Origin of the sequence: Methanosarcina mazei S-6 (assembly GCF_000970205.1) — an archaeon.
In the GTDB taxonomy this organism is placed as follows: Archaea; Halobacteriota; Methanosarcinia; order Methanosarcinales; family Methanosarcinaceae; genus Methanosarcina; species Methanosarcina mazei.
This window is the reverse complement of the sequence record NZ_CP009512.1, coordinates 2,033,074-2,057,874: the sequence shown is the minus strand read 5'-3', so window position 1 is coordinate 2,057,874 and position 24,801 is coordinate 2,033,074. Positions and strand designations below refer to the sequence as shown.

Sequence of the window (24,801 nt, the reverse complement as noted above, 5' to 3'; positions counted from 1 at the left end):
AATTAAGAGCTTGCAGGCTTCCTTAAATATTTCCATTATCAGGGTTGAGCCTTCCGAACAGCAGCCAGCCCTTTCCAGTCTTCCAGATCCAGATCAGGCTTTTCAGCTTTATATTTCGCATACAATGCTATTCCCGCAGGGTCTTCAAGGATATCCACTTTTACTCCCTTTTCGCGCAGCATCTGCTCAGTGCCCGAAGCATTCGTAACATCGCCAATTACCACGCGGTTAAACTGGCGCATATATATCAGTGTGGCACAAACATCGCAGGGACTGAGGGTTGTGAAAATCGTAGTGTTACCGAAATCCTGCCGTCCAGCATCTCGTATGGCTGAAGTTTCGCCGTGGTTGTAAGGGTCATTATCCTGCACAAGCGTATTGTGCCCTTTGCCAACAATCAGGCGCGTCCTGTTATCGATAATTACACCACCGATCGGGCAGCCTCCTTCATCATAGCTTTTTTGTGCAAGTAGAACTGCTATACGCATAATATCGCGGTCGCTCAGTTTAACGAAGAACTCATCTTCAACTATCGCAGGAAGGCTTTTCGTGGGCAAATAAGCGATGACATTGAGAGCTTCTTCCGTAACAGGCGTTTCCTTTGTAATAAAATGTTTCATAAGGTCCCCCTTTTCAAATCATGCTGCATTCTTTTCAGCAGTATTGAAGTATCTAAAGCCGTTTTATTTAATATGGCTTCTCTTATTTAATTAAATAAACAGCTTTAAAGTAATTCCTGATAATCATTATTAATTTTTATGTTTAGATAGAGAAATCCGACATTTCACAACTGCAATTCTCATAGAAACCCTTTCTTTTGCTCCTAGGGACTTTCACGCTGGAACTTCATCTTAATGAAATTATATCATCCCAATGAAATTATAATTACATTAGGTTCAATATTAAATGGTTCAATATTACATATTACTGTAACTTTTTAATATACATGTCAACAATTTAATTCGGGCAAGATTCTGGACGATGCTCATTGCCAGGGCACTCACCAGTCTCAGGAGAACAGAGGGAGGAGTAAGCAATGTTTAAACGTATTGACCATGTGGAGATTTTACCGGGTAATTTCGAAAAATCGATGGCGTTCTATCAGAATGTACTGGAGTTTCGTCTGTTATCCCGGAAACCAGTGAATACCGGGCCGCTGAAGGAGACCGCCTATCTGCAGCTGGGCGATACCGTCATTGAATTAATGCATGTGAAAAACCTTGCTCACATGCCTTCATCCATGACTGTGGGCTGCCGCGCGATTGCCCTGGAAGTAGAATCAATGGAAGGAGCGATTAATTACCTTCGTGGTCACGGCGTCTATATTACCTGGGGACCTGTGGATCTGGGCACATCCATTCGAGCCGAGATTAAAGATCCCGATGGTCTTGCCATAGAATTGCGGGAATGGAGGCATAAATCCTGGTGAATTTTGGTGAACCCTGCTGAAGAATCTATCATGTCATGCTCTGCCAGGCACAATATTAAATTATTTTTATTTTATATAAATAATTGATGTGTGGAAAAGAAATAGGAAGAAGTAAATGTTAAAAAAGTAAATATAAAGCTCAGTTCAAGCTCACTTAATCAAGCTCAGCTTAAATTAGAATGAAGTTATTCCAATTTATTCAGGTCATGGAAATTTGATAGACTTTTTCTCTTTTCATTCTTTAAAACCGCAAAAATAAACAGGTTACCCGCTTTCTCCTGAATTACTCGATGATCAATAGTGCTTCATAAAATTTCCAGTTTCTCTCCATGAACTTTAATCTACCGTTTTGCTTTTTTCCGTTTAAAAAACAGACCAACAACAGCTAAAACCACAACTATGAAAGCCCAAAAAATAATAACTAAAGGGTTAAGTGGTTTTTTTAGCAGATTCATTTTCTTTTTTATCATAAGCCAGTTCCGCTAAATTTTAATCTTTGCTAAGTTTTAATCATTATATCCTGAATTCGTAAATATCATCAGGAACCTAAAATTTCTCGTAGATTTCTTTTTCTGTTAATTTCATATTCTGTTATTTCTTTTTCTGTTATTTCATATTCTGTTATTTCTTTTTCTGTTATTTCATATTCTGTTATTTCTTTTTCTGTTATTTCTTTTTCTCTTCATTAAGCTTTTTCTGTTATTTCTTTTTCTCTTCATTAAGCTTTTTTTGTTTTAATTCTCCCACACCTGCATTCTTTAAAGTGAGCAGGTACCGGGTTCTCGCAGGAAAAATGAATAAATATCGTCTCCAGGTCATCGGGAAAATCGACAACGAGTTAGATCAGGCGTATATAAAACAGGCGTATATAGAACATCACTGTTTGAATAGTATCTATTTGAGAAATGTCAAAAAAGTTGAGGAATTGCAGCCAGAACAGGAAAAGAGAAATAATGCCGGAGTAAATAAGTCTTTATCTGTATGCTATAATTATCTGTATGCTATAATTCTTATCAAATAGGGCAATTGATATCTTTCATGTATTTAACATCTCTTTTTTCTTTCAAATAGGTGAATACTATGGATAGGAGACAACGTTTTGAAAAATACGACTGGTTAATCTCAAAAACTCAAAGCATACTTAAAAATTATGAATGTCCAGAATCATGCAACGCGAGCTGCTGCAGACATCATATTATTGATTTTCGCAGAAAAGAATATGAGAAAATCTTAAAAAATGTAGATAAAGAAAGTGCCAATATTTTAAAATCGAATGCAGTAAAATCAGAGCTGGAAGGATGTTATAAAGCAATCGTCGGGCAGTGCCCATTATTGACAAACTCGAAATGCAGAATATACAATAACAGGCCGGAAGCATGTAGAAATTTCCCGTTTGTAATTTTTCCGGACCCGGAAGCAGGATTTGGTTTAACATTGTTATTGTGCCCGATATCTGTTAACATAATTCAGGATTATGCGCAGTGGTATAAGTCCGTAAACTTAACAATGTATAACCAGCTAACTGCCGTGTACGAACAGTATAAAAACATAGGCGAAAATAATGATTTTTGTATTCAAATGAAAGAGCAGAATTTAGATTCGTTCATAGAGTTTCTTGAAAAGAAGTAATTGTTATAATTGTTATTCATTTTCTTTTTAAATTTCTTTTCAATATACTGAGGTTCTGCATAAAATATACTCCCTCTCTGCAAGAAGTGTACTGCTGGGATTAGATATTGAAATACACCTGTTATTTTTCTTTTTTCCTTCTAAGTATACCAAGTATCATATCCAAACTTCCTATACACCCCCACATCACAGCTATAGATATGTAGGGAGAATATCCACCGACAAAATATGCGATAATAAAACCAATTGCCGCGACATAACATAACGAGGCAATTATAAACCATATGTTTTTGAGTTCGATAAATCGCTTCTCGATGTGTGCCGTTGATTCCACAGATGTCAGTTAGTCTTAATGCTGTATAACCTTATTTAACCGGAAACTTAAATTTTTCTGCTATTTACTAAGATGTGTTTTCGATGGAGTTTTCAAGCTCGATGTGAGTAAATTAAATTAATCTGAAACTTTCCTCCACGCTCGCATGCTCGCGAAGGGAGTAGATATCGAGCGACATCTGGATAAAAGAAAAAAGTAAAATCGATAGCTTTATTCACAAATCGATAACTTTATTCACAGATCCCCTTGCTGAGCAAAAATTGTGTTGCGGAACAATATTATCAAGAATTTCTATGAATCAACGAACTCACTCATTCCAGGCCCCACTTCTTTCTGAACTCACGCTTCTGCTGGCTGTTCATCCAGTGGCTGCCGTCACAGTAGGGCTTATTCTCTGACTTTCCGCAGCGGCAGAGGGTTACTCTGTTCCGGGGTTCGTACATGCTGCCGTCTGCAGATTCAATGGGGACACCGCCTCGAACCCAGAGAGGGCCTTCACAACCTTTTTGTTTGTCGTGAACCAGTATAATAGACGGATCAAATTCTTTTTCAAAGGGTTTGCCTGTCTTTTTGTCCCACAGGACCAGCCGCCCCGACGGGCAGATCATGGCTTCCTCTATGGCGGTTTGTCGGGCTTCCGGGTCGTCTGATTTTTGTATGAGATCCCTTATTCCTCCAGAACGCTGGCAGAAACGGGAATGATCGCAGAGCTCGTAGACATCAGTGAGTTTTAGATCAGGACCTTCAAAAGTTTCCGCCTTTTCCAGGTAAGGCGTTCTGCTGGCTGTTTCGCTACCGTCAAAACCGACCTTACGGTGTGCCCCATCACAGAAGGGCTTGTTTTCGGATGAGCCGCAGCGGCATAAGATATAGGCTTCCCGCCGGGGGTATTCCTTTATATCAATTAAATCTCTCGTGTGGCCATCGTCGTCTGTAACAATTACCTGTTCTAAAAGCGGCACTCCACCCGTAACCCGATACGGTCCATCCTTGATTATCTTAATCCTCATTTCTTTCTCATTAGCTGCCATAATCATAATCCCCATTATCTCATATAATGCGGTACTGGATATTTAGTCTGACTGTTCGCATCTTTGATGATTTTTATGTTTTCCCGATTTATACTGTATCCAATAAGAGAGCGTGTTCTAGGATTGGTCAGGTCCTCCAATCAGGCAATAGATGATTACTGCTGTGGACGTATTAGATAGCTATCAGACTACCTGACGGTTTTAAGACATGTCTCATTTCCTTAAGTGCTTTCAAAGTAGGCAGGAATCGAACAAAGGTAAAAGTTGTAACAATCAGAGTTTTGTTACGATGATTTTTCCACATATACACGCTCAAAGACTATTCCGGTCTGGACTTCGATATCTTCGTAATTAAGAGGACAGTCATGCAACTATTTTCTGAGTTTATTGGAAGTCAAAAATAAGGCTTGTAAGTGTAAGGGTTTCAAGGCCGAGGGAGAGGGATCAGAGACAGATGATTACGGATTTTTAAATCTCACTTCTCCACTGGAGATAAAATAAGGTTTATCAAGTCTAAGGGTGCTGGGTAAAACAAAAAATCTTTTAACTTTTTAAAACATATAAAGAAACGTGAACAATGAAAGTGCAGTCATTGACTCTGGTGCAGGAGAAATAGAAGTTACGAGTCATGCTGTAACAACGAGTCATACTGTAACATTATATGGGATACCGGTTGTTTACATTGTTATTGTAGCATTATTTGTATTACTTATTTTATATTTATACTGTAGAATGACAAGAAAAGAAAGACACTGTATGAGTAAATCGAGTTACTTAAAATTGTTTTTTGTTTTATTTATCCCGCTATTTTTTTATAATATGTATAATATGTATAACAGTTCATGGTTTTACAATGTCTATGCCAAATCGTGGTGTAATACTTTCTGGTTTACCCATACTATTTTTATTATTATGAATGCAAGTACTGTATCTATATTGGAATCTATCTTTCCGTATTTATTCATAACTCTGAGCATATTAATAATAAATTGTTATCGTAAACCAGCTTAGAGAGGGTCTTGAAATTAAATTTTTATTGTAAAAACATTTGTTTAGACTGTCATACACGGATATAACGGTAATGATTTCAACGGTGAAAAATGGGAGAGAGGTGTAAAGACCCAGCAGTGCCTTACTAACTCGGAAGGAGTTATTAAATCTTTTTTAAATAACTATCTTAAACTTCCCTCCACTCCCGCATGCTCGCGAAGTGAGCAGATATCGGGCGGTTACTGGCAGACCTGTTACTTCAGTACAGCTGTTTCACCTTACGGTGCCAGAACAGGAGTTATCTATCAATAGGGATATATAAGTATAATCACAGATTATTAAATCACATAAACAGAGGGAATTATTATGGCGAAACCTATTGAGTTCGGGCTTGTCCTTGAAGGAGAGGATGTAAAAGAATTCATGAAAAATGAAAAGAATCCTGTAGTGACCGATGAAATGGTAGAGATGTTCAAAAAAGCTAAAGAGATATATGATAAAAATAGGTTTTGAGTTTGTCTTCTATCATTCTAAATTCCGAACTTACTATCTTTCCTCTTAATAAAGCAATGACTTTTCTTCTTTTAGTTGTGCAAGTCCTGAATTAAGTGATTTTTTGAAAGAAGATGCTTTTAACGATCAGGAAGATTTGATCAGTAAAACGAGTCTATGCTTCTGGAAAGGTGAACTCGCAGGATATATTACTTTAGCAACAGATACAATAGGAACTAAGGAAATATATGTATCAGACGGACTCAAACGTTATAAGTACAGCAAATATCCGGGAATTAAAATTGCAAGATTGGCAGTAGACTCGAGATTTGAAAGAAGAGGAGTAGGCACATACCTGTTATTTGCCGGGATAGGTAAAGCCTTATCAATTTGCGACAGCGTAGGATGCAGATACATTCTTGTAGATTCGAAAAAAGAATCAATCGGCTTCTATGAAAAATATGGATTCAAGCTTGCAGAGAAAAATAAGAAAAAAGATTTCTCTCCTATGTATCTTAACATGCAGCCGATTGTTGCTAAATTAAAGCTTGAGAAATCAAGCTGAGAATAAAGTGAATCCTCGTGATATTTCTGCATACTCAATAAAAAATTGATAAACCGTTGTTTCTTTTTAATATGACATTTTTTGCACCAAAGATCGTTATTGTTTTTCTTATAGCTTTTAGTTTCCAAATTTATTTTTTAATTTATCTTAAAACTTCCCTCCACGCCCGCATGCTCACGAATGCATTTTTAACTTTTCAGAATACAATTTTGTGGTTTAAATCTCCAGTAATTCATCAGGCAAGCTATGAGTATTTAAATAAAGATTCATAAATTAATATTCATAATAATTATCTTATAAGTTTTTACCAGGAACTAATATTCATTGATTCAGGTTATAACAGTTAGAAGCGTCGCAAAATGGGGAGGATGTCAGGCGCTGAACAATAACCGGTTTAATTCTGCGGGTCCGAATCATTCTGAGTTTATCAGGAGCTATGGGAGGAATATGTTCCTGATAATTCATAAAAAGAACCGTCTGTGGGCTAAAACTACTGTATAAAATTGGGATTGGGTTATGAGGAATTTGCATGCCGGGAACTTCTGACCGAGAGGGAATCCGCGAAGCGTGGGACATATACAAGAAGCACACCCTGTCTACCAGCATTATCAATGAGATGGTTATACGGGACAATGAGCTGACGTTCGTAACGCAGGAGCATGGTGAGATACCTGTTACAGAAAATTATGGGTATGGTCTCTATTACCACGATTGCAGGTATTTGAGCGGTTTTCTCATCCGACTCATGGATACGCCTCCAACGCGGGTTCTGTCCAGTGATGAGAAGGGGTTCAGATCGACTCTCATGGTTACCAATCCTGAAATGAAGGATTGCACTGGCACCACAGTCCCTAAAGAAACGCTCCTCGGCACCATTGCCACGGTCATACCAGGCTGCATCCGGCAAAGCCATACTATCCGAAACTTCAACACGTTCCCGGTATCCTTAAACCTGACATTTGAGTTTGATGCAGATTTTGCAGATATGTTTACTATCAGGGGAATATACCCGCCGACTGCTGCGAAAGTGCTACCAGTCCGGTACGATGGTAAAAGTCTTTACTTCTCCTACGAAGGGGAGGATAAGCTTTGTCGCAACACGATTATAACATTTGAGCCATCGCCCACGAGGGTAAAAGAGAAAGTATGCACCTTCGAGCTGAAGATAGCCCCCCATGATTTACAGACTGTAAACGTGGAAATCTCTGTCAAGGAGATCAGGCCCGGGCAGGAACCGGAGCGGCCAGTAAAAAATCCCGACCAACGAATGAACCAGATCATGAGGTCCTACGTCGCAACCCTTGAATGCTGCGACTACATACCAACCAGCAACAATATTTTCAATAGCATCCTGTCTCGTTCGCTGGCTGACCTGAAGATGATGCGCATGAGCCTTAAAGGACATGAGTTCCACTCGGCAGGGGTACCGTGGTACGACGCACTATTCGGGCGGGACAGCATCATTTCGGCACTCCAGATATTGCCTCTCGAGGCTGGGCTGGCAAAAAGCACGCTGCTGGTGAACGCAAAATACCAGAGCAACAGACTGGATGACTGGAGGGACCAGGAACCCGGTAAAATGCTTCACGAACTGAGGTTGGGCGAGCTGGCTAATCTGAACCTGATCCCACAGACACCGTATTACGGCACTGTCGACGCTACTCCTCTGTTCCTGATCCTCCTTATCGAATACGTGAACTGGACCGGGGATATCGAACTGGTCAAGCAGCTGGAAGGCAATGTAGACCAGGCACTGAAATGGATCGATATCTACGCCAACACGGAAGGAAATGGATTTACCTATTATGCAGTGAAATCCCCGCTGGGCATTTACAACCATGGCTGGAAGGACTCACCCGACTCGATTAGCCGTTCAGATGGAACCCTGGCAAAACAACCGATCGCTGTTGCCGAAGTTCAGGGATACGTGTACATGGCAAAAAGAGGGCTTGCACCGCTGCTCAGGCAGCTGGGCCGGAAAAGTGATGCGTCCAGGCTGGAAAAGGAGGCAGGAGAACTGAAAGAGAGATTCAACCGGCATTTCTGGATGAAAGACAGGAAATTTTTCGCCCAGGCACTGGATGCGGAAGGGGTATGTGACGTGATATCGTCTAACCCGGCGCAGTGCCTGTGGACAGGAATCATCGATCAAAAATACGTAAAATACCTGGTCGACAGAATCTTCAGAAACGACATGTTCACAGAATGGGGCATTCGAACGCTGTCCTCAAAAGAACGCCGGTACAATCCACTCGGGTATCACAACGGCACTGTCTGGCCGCATGACAATTCAATTATTACCATGGGCTTGAGAAAATATGGTTTCATCAATGAGATGTCCTTATTGTTCACGGGCATGTACGAGGCTTCCAGGGCTTTCGAGGGTTACCGTCTGCCTGAGTGCTTCGCCGGGCTTGCACGCTCGGAATACGGCATTCCCGTGAAATACCCGGTAGCCTGTAGCCCGCAGGCGTGGGCTTCTGGAACCATACCGTTTATGCTCACAGCCTGCCTGGGCATAGCTCCAGACGCCCTGAATAATCGGCTGATCATCAACAAACCCCATCTGCCTTCGTGGCTTGACAATGTGCAGTTCAACAACGTGAAAGTCGGAAACACACTGACCGATCTGAATTTCAGGAGGATGGAAGAGGATACGCTGGTCAACGTATCCAAGAAGAGCGGGGACATCAATGTGCTCATCGAGTATTAAAGATACCAGGAAATAAATGGAAAAAGTTGAAGGAAACAGGATTAACGATAAAATCAGGAGAGCATTATGGTAAAAATATCAATCTACATCATAAGCACCTGCCCGGTATGCCGGAAAACAAAGGAATTTTTCCGAAAAAGAGGCATACCATTCGATTTTGTAGATTTTGATCTCGCCAGCGAAAGAGAGCAGGACAGGATAGCTGCCGAGATGGTGAATGGCACCTGCGATACAGGCTTCCCGTTCGTCAGGATCGGCGATGTTGTGGTCATCGGGTTCAGTCCAGAGAGGTTTGAACAGCTTTTGAAATCGGAGAATCTTGAACAGGCGGCCAGCCAGGCTTAACGATATGGTCATTATTGCAGGAGACAATGACCTTTTTACAGGGTCATCAAATAGTAAAAAATTGGCCTGTTGCACGTAATAGTTGCAAACTGGGATATATTGACATGACCACATTAAAAAGATGCTAAATGCAACTGCCTCATCACTGAAAATTCAGAAAGAAATAGATGAAGCTATCTGTGGATTTCCAATGGAAGGCCAGGTGAAATTTCAATACGAATAATTATCGATATTTGTCAATTTAATTAACATCAATTATTACCTGGCACTTTTGCTACTTTTTTGACTTTACGCAAAAGATCTTTGCTAGCCATAAGGAAATCCAGGAAACGGATTGAGAAAGGAAACATTGAGAATTGTCGCTTTCTCCTTCCGCAAAAGCATGATAGGGGCACAGGCAATTTTAATCTTGTGTCCTTCGGAACGGCTTGCCTCGCAAATATAAAAAGCCCGCTTCTCATGTTCCACAGAATGCAAAAGGGTGAATCCACCCCCATATTCGCTGTAGGTAACACCGAATAATTTCAACAGTAAAAAAAGAGTTTAGGCGTAAGGATCCCTTAACGCCTTATTAACGCCGAAATTCCTGCGCTCCTCGAGGGTCTTGCGGTTCTTGTCGATCTTTTCCTTCGCAAGCTTCCTGAGGAGATCGAGACCTGGCTTGACATCCTCGATGGGCTTCGTCTCGAACAATCCCTCATCGACTGCTCTAGACCAGACTTCATTACCCTTTCTGGTGCGGATAAAGACCGTAGACCAGCCTTCCGGGCTCCCGACTGAACCTGTCGAGATGTCGCCGAGATTGGATACATAATCGAGGCAGACATGGCATCCTGGCTGCTCATATTTGTGTGTGTCCTTGAGGGGCACGGTGGCAACATTTCCACGGTCGGTGTATACCCAGAACTTGCCCTTCGTGATCTCCATTTTCTTTACAGAGCCGAGGCTCTGAGCCGCATGGTCCTCTACAATGGTCTGCATTGACTTGTATGAGAAATTCTCCATACAGAAGAGACCTATTGCGAGGCCGATCTTCTCCGGGACATCCCGCATATTCATGGGATAGAGTTGAGCCTTCCTGACAGCCTGCATCTGACAGCAAACACCTGTAACACCTACCCTGTCGAGTCCGTAGGACCTGGTTGCTTCCTTAAGCCAGGAGATCTGGGGGCTGATATTGTAAATTGTTCCCCGTGCCTTGAGGATGTCCTCTCGGCTCATAGCAACGAACGGTTTCGGCTCCCATGGTCGGTCTCCTTTGCCTGTCACAATTGCCCCGTCTATTATCCCCTGCTCAAGGGCGTAGACCATAAGGGTTGTGGCAATACCGCCGTCCTGTGACTTCTTAAGAATCTCCCTGTCCGTGCTCCGTGCCGAGACGCAGGCCGTATATTTGCCGAGATATGGATCTTCAATCATCTATCTCACCTCACTTAAGTGCTTCAGCGATCATATCGCTAATGGCCTCGAATTCATCAATCACTTCAAAGTTGAAGAACGACCTCGGGCAGGCACCATAACAGGAGCCGCACTTGATGCAGAGGTCACTCTGGCCCTGCGGCTTCCCTAACTCAATCGTGATTGCACGCACCGGGCAGGATGCAGCACAGGTGCCGCAGCCAATGCAGAGCCCCTGGTTGATCACGTCGTCCATAAGGTCGCAGAAACAAGCACTGGTACCGCGCTTTGCAAGATCCATAAGGGGCTTCAGGTACTTGCCAGCTAGAGCCTTCTGGTCCTCATCGCCTTCAAGGAGCAGGTATGCCATTACAGCAACGTTCCTTATGAGCTCCGGACTCGGGGGACATCCCGGGATGTAGACATCCACGTCTATGAGGTCCCCGATAGGGAGAAAAGACTCGTGCTGGGGCTGGTTATGCTGCCCACCGCGGCTGAACCTTGTTATGTTCCCATAGCATGCGCAGGAACCGAGGGCTACCACAATCTTTGCTTTCTCTCGCGTTTCCCTGATCTCTTCCACAGATTCATGGTCCTGAATGCAGACCGATCCCTCGACGAGCGCCACGTCCATCTCAGGAACATGCCGGACGTCTGCAAGCGTGAGGCTGTAGACGAGGTCGGCGTAGTTGTCCAGTATCTTGATGAATCCCAAGTTGTTATCGGCAGTGGACACGAGGCAGCCTGTACAGCCGCTCAAGTGCACATGCCCGAGCTTGATCTTGTTTGCCACTGGTTTTGCCTCCATTGTAGCTTCCATCTTCTTCTCCGTCGCAACCTGGGTGGGCTTGCCTTCCCCGCCAACGGTCTTCTTGATGGAGTTAAGCATTTCCATAGTTCATCCTGATTTCCTTTATTATCTCGGATACAGCTCCGGGAATGGCTCTCTGTACCTCATCTGTAATCCCGATGTCCATCTCGGGGGCAGAAACGTATTTTTTCTGGCACACAAGGACCCGGATAAGGATATCGTCCTTAATGCACTGGAGAGGCTCGGTCAGGTCCCAGGAGTGTGCATCCAGATAACTGCCTTCCGGGAGTTCGTCAACAGTAAGCCACCTGAGCTCACCTGGCTCTCCCCCGAAGTCCGCTATGTCAACGATGATAAGGGCTTTTGTGGACTCGGGGTTAAGGAGAGTAAAGACGAAATGCGGCCCACCGAGTCCGGCATCAACAACCGTGACATTCTTCGGGAGCTCCATGCCCTTGAGCCTCTCCACTACTGCAGGTCCAAACCCGTCGTCCGCATAAAGAGGATTGCCACAGCCTGCCACCACGATCTCGGAGTACAGCTTATCCATTTCCTTCACTGGATGATCCTCTGAGCTACTATCCTGTTCTTCTCGTCTACCACAATCATGTGGGTTGCACATGATACACACGGGTCATAGGCACGGACAACCATCTCTGCGATCTGCCAGGGAGCACCCTTAAGACCGCGGCTGCAGGTTGGGAAATTCCATGTGGTAGGTACAAGCATTTCATACCAGAGCACACGCCCGTCCTTCACCTTTGCAAGGTGGATATCAGTCCCACGTGGAGCTTCGTTAGCTGCCCAGCCCATAGATCCGTCTCCCTGGGGGATGTGGTCGGCAAGAACCTTACCCGAGGTGTCCAGGTCATCAAGGCACTTAAGGATTGTATAGAAGCAGTCCGGGTATTCCATCTGTCTGGCAATGTGCTGGGCGAATGTGCCCTTCTCGTTAAAGTTCTTGAAGGTAGCTAGCCTTGCCCTCGGACCGACCTCAACCGGCTGACCGTCGTAAGTCGGAACACTGTTGCACGCCTCCATCTGGGGGTTTGCTCTGGTTCCGGCTTTTGTTGTGCCGCCTATCGGATAGTTCGGGTCCTCGAGATCGATTGTCACCTCACCCATATACCATTCCCATGGCCGGGTCTCTTTCCACCTGGTGACATCCCATGTGGGGTTTTCATCAAGGCTGGATGAGCCATACATAGGAGACGTGGCCATAACACCCTGGTTGTGATACCCGAGCGTCTTTGGAATCGGGATATTCTGGCCCCCCACGGTGACGTACTCACGGTTCTGCATGTCCCTGATAATATCAAGCATAAATTCCATCTGCTCGTGGACAAGAACAAGGCCTTCTTTTGCCAAGTCAGCCATCTTCTGCTTTGCCCGCGGACTCACGTTCTGGTACATCCCTCCGATTCTGGGGTTAGAGGGGTGGATTGCCTCACCGCCTACGATAGCTGCAATGGTCTGTGCGATTTCACGGATGCGGAAGATTCTTGTCGCAACGCTCCTGAAAGGCTCCTCCTTGGAGAACGGGTTGATCTTCGTCTCCGTCCCGGGGATATAAAAGTCAGGGAGTATCAGGATGTTGTGCAGGGCGATGCTGTGCAGGCGGTTTGCGGCATGAAGAATTACCCTCAGATGCTTTGCATCCTTGGGGATCTCGCAGCCGATAGACGCCTCCATTGCCTCGATGCTCGCCAGGCAGTGGGCGACGGGACAGATTCCGCAGACCCGAGAGGCAATCTTCGGGACCTGTTCCATCGTCTTGCCTATGGCGAGCTTCTCAACACCCCTGACAGGGGTGATAGAGAGCCAGTCTCCTCGCTCGACTATACCCTGATCGTTCACCTTCAGAGTAAGCTTGGAGTGCCCTTCATGTCTCGTGGTTGGAGAGATCTCTACAACTTTCGTCAATGGTATTGCCTCGTTTTCGATTAGATGTTCTCGCATCTTCTCTTTTCAGAGAGTCACGATTATAGCGATATAGTATTAAATTCAGGGAATTCGGGTTCAGTCAGGACCTTCATCTGATAAAGCACTCCATGTGGAATGCATCTCTTCCTTACTATTTCAGTCTCCGTCAAATTACTGAATTTCCGGTAAGGATGTAGGCCTGATATCTTAAAAATATACCAGAAACATGAAGCAAGAATGAGAATTGAAGTTAATCGTCATTCATTGCCTTAAATGTCTCTTCAATAAAATCACTTCAAAAAAATATCTGTTCATATATAAAATCTTCTATATTTAGCCTGGTTATGAAAATTTATGAGAAAATGGGAGATATGAAGCCCTGCTCACATAAATATTTATATAAAAAACAGAAAATAATTTCTGAGCAAAAAGAAAATAATTTCTGAATAAAAGTCAGTTCAGCACAGGACTGCAAACATGTTTTCTGAAGGAGGTAGACTGCCAGTTCAACTTCTAAATACTGTTTTATCGAAAATGATTTAGAAAACTTTAAACCTCATAAAAAACCATATTTAAATAACGTCACAGGCACTGTCCTTGAAAAATGAGAATTGAAAGATGACCTGAGCTGAATTCAGAAATGCATCTGCATTTTACTGGGGCTGAATTCAGGAAAATATGTCTGCATTTTAACTGACGTATGGTCATTGTTGTGGCTATTTTAAATAGATCGTCCAATCTGACGAACTGAATTATCTACATACTGTGCAGGGGATTAGAATCATGCAGGACGCAAAACTGATCAAGGTAATTGCAGAGTATCTCGCTAAATGCGCGGAAATACATGCAAGAGGCGAACCAATACCACCTGAGAGCCTGGAAGGTTTTACGATTGATATTGTAAGCTGCCTGGACGTGGTTGACATAGGTGATATCGGTAAGGAATTGGTCCCACTGAAGAGAGCACGTACAATTATCAAACTTGCAAGGCGTGAATTTGAATGGCAGCTGGACAATATGGAGCACCCGGAAGACTGGGAAACCTGCCTGCGGAATGCAGCATCCGGAAATGTATGAAATAGATTTAGAATTTCCCTGAAAAAACTTAAAAATTAGAGCCTATTTCTTTTCTCTGAGTGTGAGATCTCTTGATTTTTCATTGAATTTATTAGAACTTACGTGTTGGAACAGTAGTTCCGATTTGTTATAGTTCCGAATGACAACTTTCATTCGTTTACAATTTTTCCTTAATAGTTCATGAAAAATGTTTTCATCTCATCGATTCTGATTTCATTTTTTATATAATGTTCTAAAAACTTCAGTATTTTAAAGTCCTGAAGTAAAATTTGTGCATAGTTTCCACTAACTAATTTTATGATTTTTTTTTTGGTTATATTTAAAAATTTATAAATCTCTTAATCGAGCGCGAAGCGCTCGCCTTCTTTCTTTATTATATCTGGTTAAGCACTCAAGAAATGACCTGACTGTAATATTGGATAATGAATTAACTCCTTCTTTTACTGCCTTAATAATGTCTTGATTTATTACTGATTTCATTTGGTATGCTGTAATGTCAAGAACTGACTTTAATACATTCAAAATATTATACATGATACATTGAACTACAAAAAATAGTGTCCTTGCAACAGGTGATTTAGAACATGTTCGTATCTTAAAATCCTTTTTTACTCTATACCCTGTTTCTATATTCCATCTCTTCCTGTATTCTTCAGGTATTTGCTTTACAAATGTGTCTATTGAACTCACTTTTTTATTTGTTGCAAATATACTGTATTTTTTTTTCTTTATCCCACACTGCTACAATGTTAAAAGTTTGTTCTTCTCCTTGAAACTTATATTCAAAAACCGTAGAAGTATCTCCATTTTCTTTTCTATGCCTTTCAAGCATCTCCTTAATTCTTTTGTTTGATTTAGCTGCAATTACGAAATCGACTTTGTATTTCTCCATCTTTGAGATAACTTTTCTGTTAAAAAATTCTCTATCCATGTATACTGTTCCCACTTTTACTCCCATTTTTTCAATCCTTTCAAACAATGATTCCATAAGAATTGAATAATCTTTGCTTAATCCGTTGATGTCAATAACATCAAGTGTTAGCTTAGAATTCCCAATTACATCTAAGGTGCAGAAAGAATATCCCCATGAAGTTCCATTCTTTGGTTTGATTCCCCTTATACAGAGAGTGTCTCTGCATCCATAATATTCAACGTCATGAAAGTCAATAGCGATGTCATGAACATTGTTTTTAAGCTTCATCATCCTAAAAATTTCATTATTTATTTTTCGGAAAGAAGAGAGGATATATTCAATAGAATTGGATTTTATGTAATTGAAAATAGTATCAGCTGAAGGTATTCTTGTGTTTGGAACTTTTGATTTGAGATCATTACTTGCAGATTCAAGAGAATCAGTAGAAGATGTTGCCGCATGAAGTAAAACGTTAAGAAACTCTTGATAGCTGTAGTTTGCTCCATCGGGTAAAGTTATTATATCAACGATGCTAAAGAATTCAGAAGACAAAGCCAGTAAACTGGCTGTGTCTACATCAGACATGGAGTCGTTTTTTGGAGTCATAGCAAACGACTTCATAGTCTTCAATACTTTTTTGATTATACCTTCAATTGTAAAAAACAGGTCTCGGAACTAAGGATATTCGGAACTACTGTGGAAGCATTTTTTGTAAATAAACTTAAGAGATACTTTTCTCTACATATTTTTCAAGCTAGCGTCATCAACACCTGACGCCATGCACTATACCTGTGAGAAGCAAATTACTCAATCCATGTACCATTACTTAGAAGATATGGAGAATATAAAAAAGCTAAACCACTGTTTCTCTTATTACGTGCTATTTGTATATCCAATGTTGTATTTGTATATGTGAAGTCACTGATTATGAGCTCAATATTTTGTCCGTCGGAAGGTGAATCCAGTAACCACAAATTCATCACGGCATATTGGGGTACTGCAGGAATTCTAGAAATATTTGTATAAGTTTGGGATGCTATAACTTTTCCGTCTGCCTTCCAGGCTGTGAATCTAACATAATTAGGTTTCCATTTAATCCTGTATTTTGTGTTTGTGCCATTAGTACTGGATGGAATCGAGTAACTGTATTTGTTCCCTTTAATTAACCCGGGCTGTACAGTGTACCAGAGTTGAGAATTTATATCCTCCTGCCATCTTGAGATTTCAATATCAAGTTCGTGATCATTATCGGCATATGTAAAAAGTCCAACCACACTGTTTTTATCAAACGTGTAAACAGGTGAATCTAAGGACCATGTGAAAGTACCATAAAGATATTTATTTTTCGTACTAACAGTTGTTTCGGACCACATATCCCCATAATTTTTAACCGTTAAGTGAAGTCTGTCTTGATCATCTACCCAGGTATTGTTTCCTGTATTATCCCAGAGATTATCCCATTCCTACCCTTTCCAATAAATGGTTCCATTTGATGGATATGTATTTGCTTCCGCAGGCACAATCAAACCCAACATAGCCAACACAATAACAATAGAAAACAACATTAAATATTTGGTTATTTTCATGCCAGCTCTCCAAATAATATATCCATTTTCTGCTAATTAATTTATTTCACGCGTTTATCCTGAAACCAATTTTGATCTTCAAATTAATAAAATTTCAGAACCATTTTCATAATAGGAAACTTGGTTGATCATTCGGAATTTGAATGTTAAGAGATGCTGTTATGAAGTTTTGGATAATTTCCATGTCTAAAAACTATCCTGAAGATCCCTTCAAAATGAAAATAACATAAGAGATTTCAAGAATTCTGGTGATCGGAAACATCTGCTGTTTGCAGTAGAGTGGTTCAGCCCAACTTTGATTTTGCATACAAGTGACAAATCTTATTCTATTGATTCCTTAGAATTTCTAAAGTGAAGTAAACAAATGCTTATTTAATGTAAGCTATACATTTGAAATAATATTTATTGTAAACTATACATTTGAAATAATATTTATTGTAAACTAATGGGTGAAAGATATTACGTTAAAGTGAGGGTCATTTAATATCTTTTTTGTGTTTTAGCTAAAACATCAGAATTAAAAATTCATGTATTTAGAAAATATCTATTGTAACGTAAAATAGCTACTAAACATATTTTCTTGATCGATTTTATATTAATATCTACATTTATGATAGTACAAAACTTCTTAACATTTTCCGGAATAGCAAAAATCACCTAAAACTTCTATCAAGCTCGAATTTAGACCAGTTAAAGATCATTCAATACAAATATTTTGGAAGTAATCGATTATTATGAGCATAATCAATTCTTTTGGATACACTCCATTGGATACTTTTGTGAGAGCTAATTCAGGGGTCAAGTTATGAAAATTTTAGTTATATCACAGCACTTCCCACCTGAAAAATCTGGCAATGCGTCACGTATTTTTGATATGTGCAGTCATCTTCAAAAAATGGGCGAATATGTTACTGTCCTTGCTCCACATCCCAGTTTTCCTCCTAGCTCTTTTAAAAGGAAGTGGAGTGTTTTTGAGTCCAGAAAGATGAATGATGTAAATATTATAAACTTGCTAGCGTGGCAACCAAAAAGCCAGGATCCGGGTTTTGTGGGCAGAATGGCTTATTACCTTTCATTTCCTCTGCACGCTGTTATTTGGATATTTTTTAATTTCCGTAAATTTGATGTAATTATTACTTCTGCACCTCCAATTTTTACAGGGATTGGTGGAATTCCGGCTAAGTTGATATTTAAGAAAAAGTGGGTCATGGACGTTAGAGATCTCTGGATAAATGCATCCATAAGCCTTGGTTTTTTGAAAAAAGGAAGCTTATTTGAAAAGATGAGCAGGGTATATGAACAGTTCTGTTATTCGAGTGCCAGCTTTGATTTGCGTTACTACTGAAGAGCTTGGTCAGGATATTGTTAAGACCTACAAAAATATTGATAAGAATAAGTTAAGGATAACGCCCAACGGTGTGGACATCGACTTATTCTATCCCATGGAAACCCCAAAAAAGAATCAGATTATCTATGCAGGAAATATCGGACATGCTCAAGACCTTGAAGACGTGATCCTGGCAATGAAAAAGGTCAATGAGCATTTTGATCTGAAATTCTTGATAGTTGGTGATGGTGATATCAAAAGGGATCTGGAAAAAGTAGCTCGGGATAACAATCTCATGGATTTCGTTGAATTTCCGGGCCTGATTTCAAGGGAAAAAATCCCTAAAATGTATTCTGAATCTCTGATGGGCGTGGCTCCCCTGAAGAAGCTAAAGACACTTGAATATGCTGTGCCTACCAAAGCTTATGAATATATGGCATGTGGGATTCCATTTGTGGGATGTGGAGAGGGAGAAATAAGGAAACTTGCAGAGCGTTCAGGCTGTGGAATGATTGCAGAGAATTCCCCTGATGCAATTGCAGATATTATACTGTACCTTTTGAATAATCCCGAGAAACAGATCGAGATGGGAAAAAAAGGCAGGGATTTTGTTGAAAAATATTACAGCCGGAAGCAGATCGCATCCGACCTTAAATCAGTACTTGAATGCATTGAATTTGAGAAGCCAAATCCTATTATGAGCGACGGTATAAATTATGCGCGATCTCAATAACCGGATGTATTCATTGATCTCAGAGACTATTCAAAAAGGCATCCTTCCGAATCAGAAAGTTGAAGGAAACCTTGCTTATACAGTTGATCCTGTCTACGGAATCATTAGAAATAGAGTCAACGCCGAATGTGTAAAAACTCTTATCAGGATTAATGGATTGAGAGGAAGTGAGTATACCGATCATATCGAAAAACTCTTGAACTGGCTGCTGGATAAACAGAATTCTGACGGCTCCTGGAATGAAGTGCACGTCAATTATAATCACCCTTCTGCTCTTATTACCTCTATTGTCGGTGAGGCCCTTGTTGACGGCTACCTGCTCCTGAAAAATGAACGCCTAAAAATGGCGGCCTTCCAGGCAAGAGACTTTGTGCTGGAAAACCAGATATCTCCAGGCTATTTTAAAAAATCTTCCGTTTATACAGGAGACCACCTCAATGTGGATGCCACATGTGGGGCGTTTCTTGCAAAGTTCGGAAAAATGTTTTCTGACTCAGAATGTCTTGATGCTGCAAAGACCGCAGCAGAGCACATCTGCAAGTGCCAGTTTTCCGATGGGGCATTCCCTTATACGAATGAAAAAAAAGGCAACTACCAGTACTGCCTGAACATTCCCTGCATCCATTACCAGGGTGTAACCCTGTATTATCTGCTAAAGATTATAGATTCCCTTGATAATGGCTGGCTTGACCATGAATTCGAAAAGGGGATTAAATGGCTTGCATCTGTTCAATTTCCTGATGGTAAATTTGACTGGTCCAGAAGTGGTCTTATGTTTGCCTACTATTTAAGCGGAGCCTATGCTTTTTCTATCCCCTGCTTCATTTATGGGACAAAATGGAATTCCACTTATTCGGAAAATGCAGAAAAAGCTCTGAATGTACTTGGATTAAATGTCAAAGACATTGTAAACCGCTGGGAAAACGCTTCGATGATAAGTTTTCCTGCTTCTATTTTTACAACATTTAATACCGCAAACATAGGAAATTACCCTCTCAGCCACAGGCTCTTCAGATTTGGATATGGTATGTACAGACAATTTTCCAGACGCAGGTTTTCAAATTCAGTGAATCCAGAAATGTTCAACCTGCTTTCGGGTATCTTGGGAATTGAGTCAAGTACTATAGAACCGGATAATAATTTTCCTGACCTCTTCATGACCTCGGAAGTACTGGATTGTTTGAGTTATTCGATATCAAGAGGATCTAAAAATCAAAGCTAACTTCACAAATTACTTGGAGATTCATTAATGAAACAGGTTGTCCTTAATCTGAAAGATGGGGATTTGACAGTTGAAGAAGTCCCCATCCCTACAATAAAAGGCAGCGGTGTACTTGTAAGGAACCATTATTCCGTAATCAGTGCAGGCACAGAATCTGGAGTTGTGGATCTTGCAGACAAATCTCTGATTGGAAAAGCCCGTGCACGTCCGGACCTTGCAATGAAAGTGATCAATAAAGCAAAGCAAGACGGGCCGATATCAGCTTTCCAGCAGGCTATGGGAAGGCTTGAGAAAAGAGAGCCCCTCGGGTACAGCTCTGCAGGCACTGTAATTTCTGTAAGCGAAGATATTAAAGATATAAAACCAGGAGATAGAGTTGCCTGTGCGGGTGCAGGCTATGCAAACCATGCAGATGTTGTCTTTGTTCCGAGAAATCTCTGTGCAAAAGTCCCTGAAAATGTTGATTTTAAAAATGCCTGTTTCACAACCGTTGGTTCGATTGCCATGCAGGGTGTTCGCAACGCTGATGTAAAAATCGGAGAAAACATTGTTGTGATCGGTCTTGGTCTTATCGGTCTTATTACCTTACAAATCCTCAAAGCTTCCGGGTGCAGAGTTTTTGGGGTTGATCTCGATGAATCCAAAGTAAATCTCGCACGTGAACTTGGAGCTGATCTTTCTTACTCGAGAAATTCCCCTAACCTTGAAGAGAGAATAAAGCAATTTTCTCGTGGAATTGGCGCAGATTCTACAATAATAACAGCGGCTACCAGATCAAACGATCCCGTAGACTTTGCCGGAAAAATTACTCGTGAACGCGGAAAAGTGGTGATTGTGGGTCTTGTTGGAATGGACATTCCTAGAGAAGAATATTATAATAAAGAACTCGAAATGCGGATTTCAAGGTCATACGGTCCGGGCCGATATGACCGAAACTACGAGGAATACGGCCAGGACTACCCAGCACCATACGTCCGCTGGACCGAAAACAGGAATATGCAAGCTTTTCTTGATCTCATCTCTATGAAGAAAATCTCAATGGAACCAATAATCACACATGAGTATGAAATAGAGCAGGCTCCAGAAGCTTATAACATCATAAAAGAGAGAAAACCCTACCTTGGACTCGTCCTCAAGTACGATACAGATAAAAGAATAGAAGATAAGGTTATCCTGAAAAGTCCCGGGCCGGTATCTGCAATAAGCGAAAGCTTCTCACCGGTTTTGGGAGTTATAGGTGCAGGGATCTTTGCAACAAGCATCCTTCTCCCAAACCTTTCAAAAATAAAAGGCGTTAAATTGAAAGGTCTCTCGGCTGCAAGTGGGCTTAGCTGTGAATCCGTTGCCAAAAAATACGGTTTCGAATACTGCACTTCTGATTATCATAAGATTTTATCAGATCCTGAAATAAACTGTGTTAGCATTGTGACCAGAAACAGCCTGCATGCTTCTCTTGTAATTGAAGCTCTTAAAAACAAGAAAAATGTGCTTGTGGAAAAACCTCTTGCCCTGAACGAAGAAGAATTAAACGCAATCATAGAAGCTAAAAAAGAGAACGGAGGGTTTATTATGGTTGGTTTCAACAGACGCTATTCTGAACTCGGGGTAAAATTAAAAGATTTCTTTAAAAATCGTTCTCAATCCATGGTGGCCTACTATCGTGTAAATGCCGAATCCATACCAAAAGATCACTGGGTATATGATGAGTCAGAAGGCGGAAGCCGAATTATTACGGAATGCTGCCACTTCATTGATTTTATGCAGTTTATCATAGGTTCTTCTCCAGTTGAGGTGTATGCCAGGAAAATAGAGTCACAAGTCAAGACTCCAGAAGACAACGAAAACGTTTCAATAACAATTGCGTTTGAGGACGGCTCAATCGGAACCTTGATATATACAACTCATGGAGACAGTTCGGTATCGAAAGAACATGCTGAATTCTTTGCAGATGGAATGGTTGGAGCAATTACAGATTTCAAACAACTTAAACTCGTGAAAGATGGGAAATGTACACAGATTAATAAAAGGTTGATTACTGAAAAAGGACATAAAAATGAGCTTGAGAATTTTTTTAAGATGGTGAAGCAGGGACCTTCAAAGTATAGTTTTGAAGAGAATGTTCTGACAACAGTTTCAACATTGAAAGCTGCAGAACATGTTATGTCTGGGGGACCTGTAAAACTAATTTAAGTCCTATTTTTTTGAGTATTTATGGGGTTTTCTGATAATGGGGGATATAGTAGATATGGCAAATTGCAATCTTTTTGAAAACCTTCCTTCTCCTATAAGAAAAAAACTTAAAGACCTTTACTATATACTTTATGAAACGGCTCCTCAGTCACTTGTTATGAGTAAGGGCTACTTCAAGATTATTGAATTAATGCAAAATCCAGAAGTATTTGATGAAAAAAGCTCTTTTGTAGAAAATACTCAAAGAGAACTGCTTGCAAAAGTTTTAAGAAATGCTCTTCTGAACGTTCCTTACTATCGAGACTGTGTTCCAATCAGTGCTAATGAGGTGGAACCGGTTAATGCTCTGGAAGTCCTCAGAAAATTTCCTTTGCTTACCAAGGACGAAATAATAAAGCATCCTGAGGATTTCATTTCTGACTGGATCAACAAGCATACTTTATATTGTGCCGCCAGTGGGGGGTCTACCGGTGATGTAATTAAAGTATGGAGAACCCTTGAAGAATTGCAGATAGAAAGAGCATTCATTGATCATATGTGGAGTTATTATGGATATAGCAGAAAATCAAAAATCCTCCGAATGGGAGCAAATTCAGTTGTTTCTCCAGAAATGCCTCCCTATCAAATAATAGGGCGAAGGTTACTGGTTTCTCCTCCTCATTTGAATGAGAAATGGCTAGAGAAAATAGTTGAGAAAATCAAAGATTTTAGCCCTGAGTTTATACATTCTTATCCTTCGTCTGCAGAGCGTTTAGCATTATATCTAAAAGAACATAATATTACAATAAGGGTTAAGGGTATATTTCTGGCTTCTGAAGAGGTTAAACTCGAACAGATAGAATTATTCAAGAAAGTTTTTAGAGCACCTATATGCTTTCATTATGGGGCAACAGAGCAGGTTTTGCTGGGATATGGTTGTTATGTTAATAAAAATATTGTTTATCATTTTAATCCTTTATATGGCATCGTAGAAAATTATCAGGACGAAGATGGTAATTATGAACTGGTGGGAACAAGCCTTTGGGATTTTGCGATGCCAATGATCAGATATCGAACTCAGGATTATGGAGTAGTTAGCGACGTCGATTATGGAAATAAGAATGATGGAAAAAGGTGGAAAACAGCTCTTCATCTTGATGGAAGAAAACAGAGTTGTCTCATAACCAAACAAGAAACGCCTTATTTTGAATGTTCGCTCCCGATTGATGAAATTCTATGGGATTATGTAAAGATATTCCAGTGTGTCCAGAATGTTCCTGGGAAACTTGAAGTACACGTTGTTCCGAATGAAAAATATTCTGATGAGATCGAACAAAAAATTATTACATCACTGGAAGAAGAGTTTTCCGAATGGTTTGATTTAGAATACTTTAAGGTAAATGATATTCCACTCACCAAGAGTGGGAAACGCAGATTAGTGGTTGTTAACCATGACTTTAATCAAAAAGACTGACTGCCACTTTTTGAAGAGAGTGCTACGATATTGTAGGTTTGGAAGTATACCTTTCACTTGGAATTCGGGCTTAACACTATTCAAAGTATGTATAAATTTAAACACTTGGAGTGGGTTCGGAGCTAATCGTCTGTTTGCATTGAGAAAATCTATGCTGGATCAGGATTAATTTTCATAAAATCTAGAGTGATCTTCATGAGTTTACTGGAGCTATATGCGGTGGGGGATATTTGTTTACAGACAAAAGGAGCTGTACACCCTTTTAGAAATATGATGGAGATATTTAAAAATAGAGATATACTATTTGGAAATTTAGAAGTAGTTTTATCGGATGAAGGCAAGAAAGCCAAAAAAGCTTTTGTTTTGAATGCACCCCCGGAGAACGTTAAATTTCTTAAAGAAGCGCAGTTTAATGTTTTAAATATAGCTAATAATCATATCCTGGACCTGGGAGTTTCAGGGTTCAGGAATACAATAGATCTACTGAAGGAAAATAATTTAAGATTCATTGGTGCAGGCAGTGATTCTTCAGTTTCTAATTTTCTGATAGTAGAGAAAAATGGACTAAAACAGGAATAAAGGTGCATGATACTGCAGAAAAAACTGAAATGACTATATGGTTACAGGATCTCAGCAATTT

General features: G+C 40.6%; 19 protein-coding genes and 2 pseudogenes. 13 read left to right on the top strand and 8 right to left on the bottom strand.

Annotated features, from left to right (window positions below; translation table 11 throughout):
* Positions 1-38: 38 nt before the first annotated feature.
* Positions 39-620 (bottom strand): nucleoside deaminase, encoded by a 582-nt coding sequence (locus MSMAS_RS08790; protein WP_048040224.1) that lies wholly within the window; start codon positions 618-620, stop codon positions 39-41.
* A 416-nt stretch (positions 621-1,036) separates the two neighbouring features.
* On the opposite strand from MSMAS_RS08790, the gene MSMAS_RS08785 reads away from it, so the two are divergent.
* Both MSMAS_RS08785 and MSMAS_RS08775 read left to right on the top strand, forming a co-directional pair.
* Entirely contained in the window at positions 1,037-1,429 is a 393-nt protein-coding gene (locus MSMAS_RS08785; RefSeq protein ID WP_011034929.1) for a VOC family protein, read from the top strand.
* A 1,080-nt stretch (positions 1,430-2,509) separates the two neighbouring features.
* Positions 2,510-3,058, top strand: a complete 549-nt coding sequence (locus MSMAS_RS08775) for a YkgJ family cysteine cluster protein (protein ID WP_011034930.1) — start codon at positions 2,510-2,512, stop codon at positions 3,056-3,058.
* A 645-nt stretch (positions 3,059-3,703) separates the two neighbouring features.
* Here the strand turns inward: MSMAS_RS08775 and MSMAS_RS08770 are convergent.
* The gene (locus MSMAS_RS08770; RefSeq protein WP_230633363.1) at positions 3,704-4,423 is read right to left on the bottom strand and encodes a CDGSH iron-sulfur domain-containing protein; all 720 of its coding nucleotides are present in this window, start codon (positions 4,421-4,423) and stop codon (positions 3,704-3,706) included.
* A 1,356-nt stretch (positions 4,424-5,779) separates the two neighbouring features.
* Here MSMAS_RS08770 and MSMAS_RS18820 point away from each other — a divergent pair.
* The 4 genes from MSMAS_RS18820 (at position 5,780) to MSMAS_RS08755 (ending at position 9,528) form a co-directional block, all read left to right on the top strand.
* The gene (locus MSMAS_RS18820) at positions 5,780-5,926 is read left to right on the top strand and encodes a hypothetical protein (protein ID WP_155395221.1); all 147 of its coding nucleotides are present in this window, start codon (positions 5,780-5,782) and stop codon (positions 5,924-5,926) included.
* A 103-nt stretch (positions 5,927-6,029) separates the two neighbouring features.
* The gene (locus MSMAS_RS08765; protein ID WP_050035446.1) at positions 6,030-6,470 is read left to right on the top strand and encodes a GNAT family N-acetyltransferase; all 441 of its coding nucleotides are present in this window, start codon (positions 6,030-6,032) and stop codon (positions 6,468-6,470) included.
* 529 nt (positions 6,471-6,999) lie between these two features.
* The gene (locus MSMAS_RS08760) at positions 7,000-9,183 is read left to right on the top strand and encodes an amylo-alpha-1,6-glucosidase (protein WP_050035448.1); all 2,184 of its coding nucleotides are present in this window, start codon (positions 7,000-7,002) and stop codon (positions 9,181-9,183) included.
* Between the two features lie 66 nt (positions 9,184-9,249).
* Positions 9,250-9,528, top strand: coding sequence for a glutaredoxin family protein (locus MSMAS_RS08755; RefSeq protein ID WP_048037899.1), 279 nt, complete (start codon positions 9,250-9,252; stop codon positions 9,526-9,528).
* A 543-nt stretch (positions 9,529-10,071) separates the two neighbouring features.
* On the opposite strand, the gene frhB is transcribed toward MSMAS_RS08755, so the two are convergent.
* The 4 genes from frhB to frhA all read right to left on the bottom strand — a co-directional run bounded on the left by frhB (position 10,072) and on the right by frhA (position 13,696).
* Positions 10,072-10,947 (bottom strand): coenzyme F420 hydrogenase subunit beta, encoded by an 876-nt coding sequence (gene frhB / locus MSMAS_RS08745; protein ID WP_048037895.1) that lies wholly within the window; start codon positions 10,945-10,947, stop codon positions 10,072-10,074.
* A gap of 10 nt (positions 10,948-10,957) precedes the next feature.
* Positions 10,958-11,734, bottom strand: a complete 777-nt coding sequence (frhG, locus tag MSMAS_RS08740) for a coenzyme F420 hydrogenase subunit gamma (RefSeq protein WP_230625194.1) — start codon at positions 11,732-11,734, stop codon at positions 10,958-10,960.
* A gap of 73 nt (positions 11,735-11,807) precedes the next feature.
* Complete coding sequence (gene frhD / locus MSMAS_RS08735) at positions 11,808-12,287, bottom strand: coenzyme F420-reducing hydrogenase, FrhD protein (RefSeq protein WP_175413375.1); 480 nt, start codon at positions 12,285-12,287, stop codon at positions 11,808-11,810.
* 5 nt (positions 12,288-12,292) lie between these two features.
* On the bottom strand, positions 12,293-13,696 hold the full coding sequence (frhA, locus tag MSMAS_RS08730) for a coenzyme F420 hydrogenase subunit alpha (protein WP_230633362.1): 1,404 nt from the start codon (positions 13,694-13,696) through the stop codon (positions 12,293-12,295).
* A 747-nt stretch (positions 13,697-14,443) separates the two neighbouring features.
* Here frhA and MSMAS_RS08725 point away from each other — a divergent pair.
* The gene (locus tag MSMAS_RS08725; RefSeq protein ID WP_011034944.1) at positions 14,444-14,737 is read left to right on the top strand and encodes a hypothetical protein; all 294 of its coding nucleotides are present in this window, start codon (positions 14,444-14,446) and stop codon (positions 14,735-14,737) included.
* A gap of 327 nt (positions 14,738-15,064) precedes the next feature.
* On the opposite strand, the pseudogene MSMAS_RS18220 reads toward MSMAS_RS08725, so the two are convergent.
* Positions 15,065-16,271: pseudogene (locus tag MSMAS_RS18220) on the bottom strand (ISH3-like element ISMma1 family transposase).
* A gap of 182 nt (positions 16,272-16,453) precedes the next feature.
* Positions 16,454-17,080, bottom strand: a pseudogene (locus MSMAS_RS08715) (family 16 glycosylhydrolase); the annotation flags it as partial.
* Between the two features lie 961 nt (positions 17,081-18,041).
* On the opposite strand from MSMAS_RS08715, the gene MSMAS_RS19520 reads away from it, so the two are divergent.
* The 6 genes from MSMAS_RS19520 (at position 18,042) to MSMAS_RS08685 (ending at position 24,740) form a co-directional block, all read left to right on the top strand.
* The gene (locus tag MSMAS_RS19520; RefSeq protein WP_048046446.1) at positions 18,042-18,581 is read left to right on the top strand and encodes a glycosyltransferase family protein; all 540 of its coding nucleotides are present in this window, start codon (positions 18,042-18,044) and stop codon (positions 18,579-18,581) included.
* Positions 18,553-19,296: a glycosyltransferase family 4 protein gene (locus MSMAS_RS19515; RefSeq protein ID WP_011034948.1), complete on the top strand. Its 744-nt coding sequence runs from the start codon at positions 18,553-18,555 to the stop codon at positions 19,294-19,296. Before MSMAS_RS19520 ends, MSMAS_RS19515 begins: the two co-directional genes overlap by 29 nt.
* Positions 19,280-20,518, top strand: coding sequence for a prenyltransferase/squalene oxidase repeat-containing protein (locus MSMAS_RS08700; RefSeq protein WP_226987634.1), 1,239 nt, complete (start codon positions 19,280-19,282; stop codon positions 20,516-20,518). The genes MSMAS_RS19515 and MSMAS_RS08700 overlap by 17 nt, the downstream gene beginning before the upstream one ends.
* A 27-nt stretch (positions 20,519-20,545) precedes the next feature.
* Positions 20,546-22,708 carry a bi-domain-containing oxidoreductase gene (locus tag MSMAS_RS08695; RefSeq protein ID WP_011034950.1) on the top strand — a complete coding sequence of 721 codons (2,163 nt, stop codon included), beginning with the start codon at positions 20,546-20,548 and terminating at the stop codon, positions 22,706-22,708.
* A 37-nt stretch (positions 22,709-22,745) separates the two neighbouring features.
* Positions 22,746-24,161: a phenylacetate--CoA ligase family protein gene (locus MSMAS_RS08690; protein ID WP_048036417.1), complete on the top strand. Its 1,416-nt coding sequence runs from the start codon at positions 22,746-22,748 to the stop codon at positions 24,159-24,161.
* A 195-nt stretch (positions 24,162-24,356) separates the two neighbouring features.
* Positions 24,357-24,740: a CapA family protein gene (locus MSMAS_RS08685; protein ID WP_011034952.1), complete on the top strand. Its 384-nt coding sequence runs from the start codon at positions 24,357-24,359 to the stop codon at positions 24,738-24,740.
* Positions 24,741-24,801: the final 61 nt, after the last annotated feature.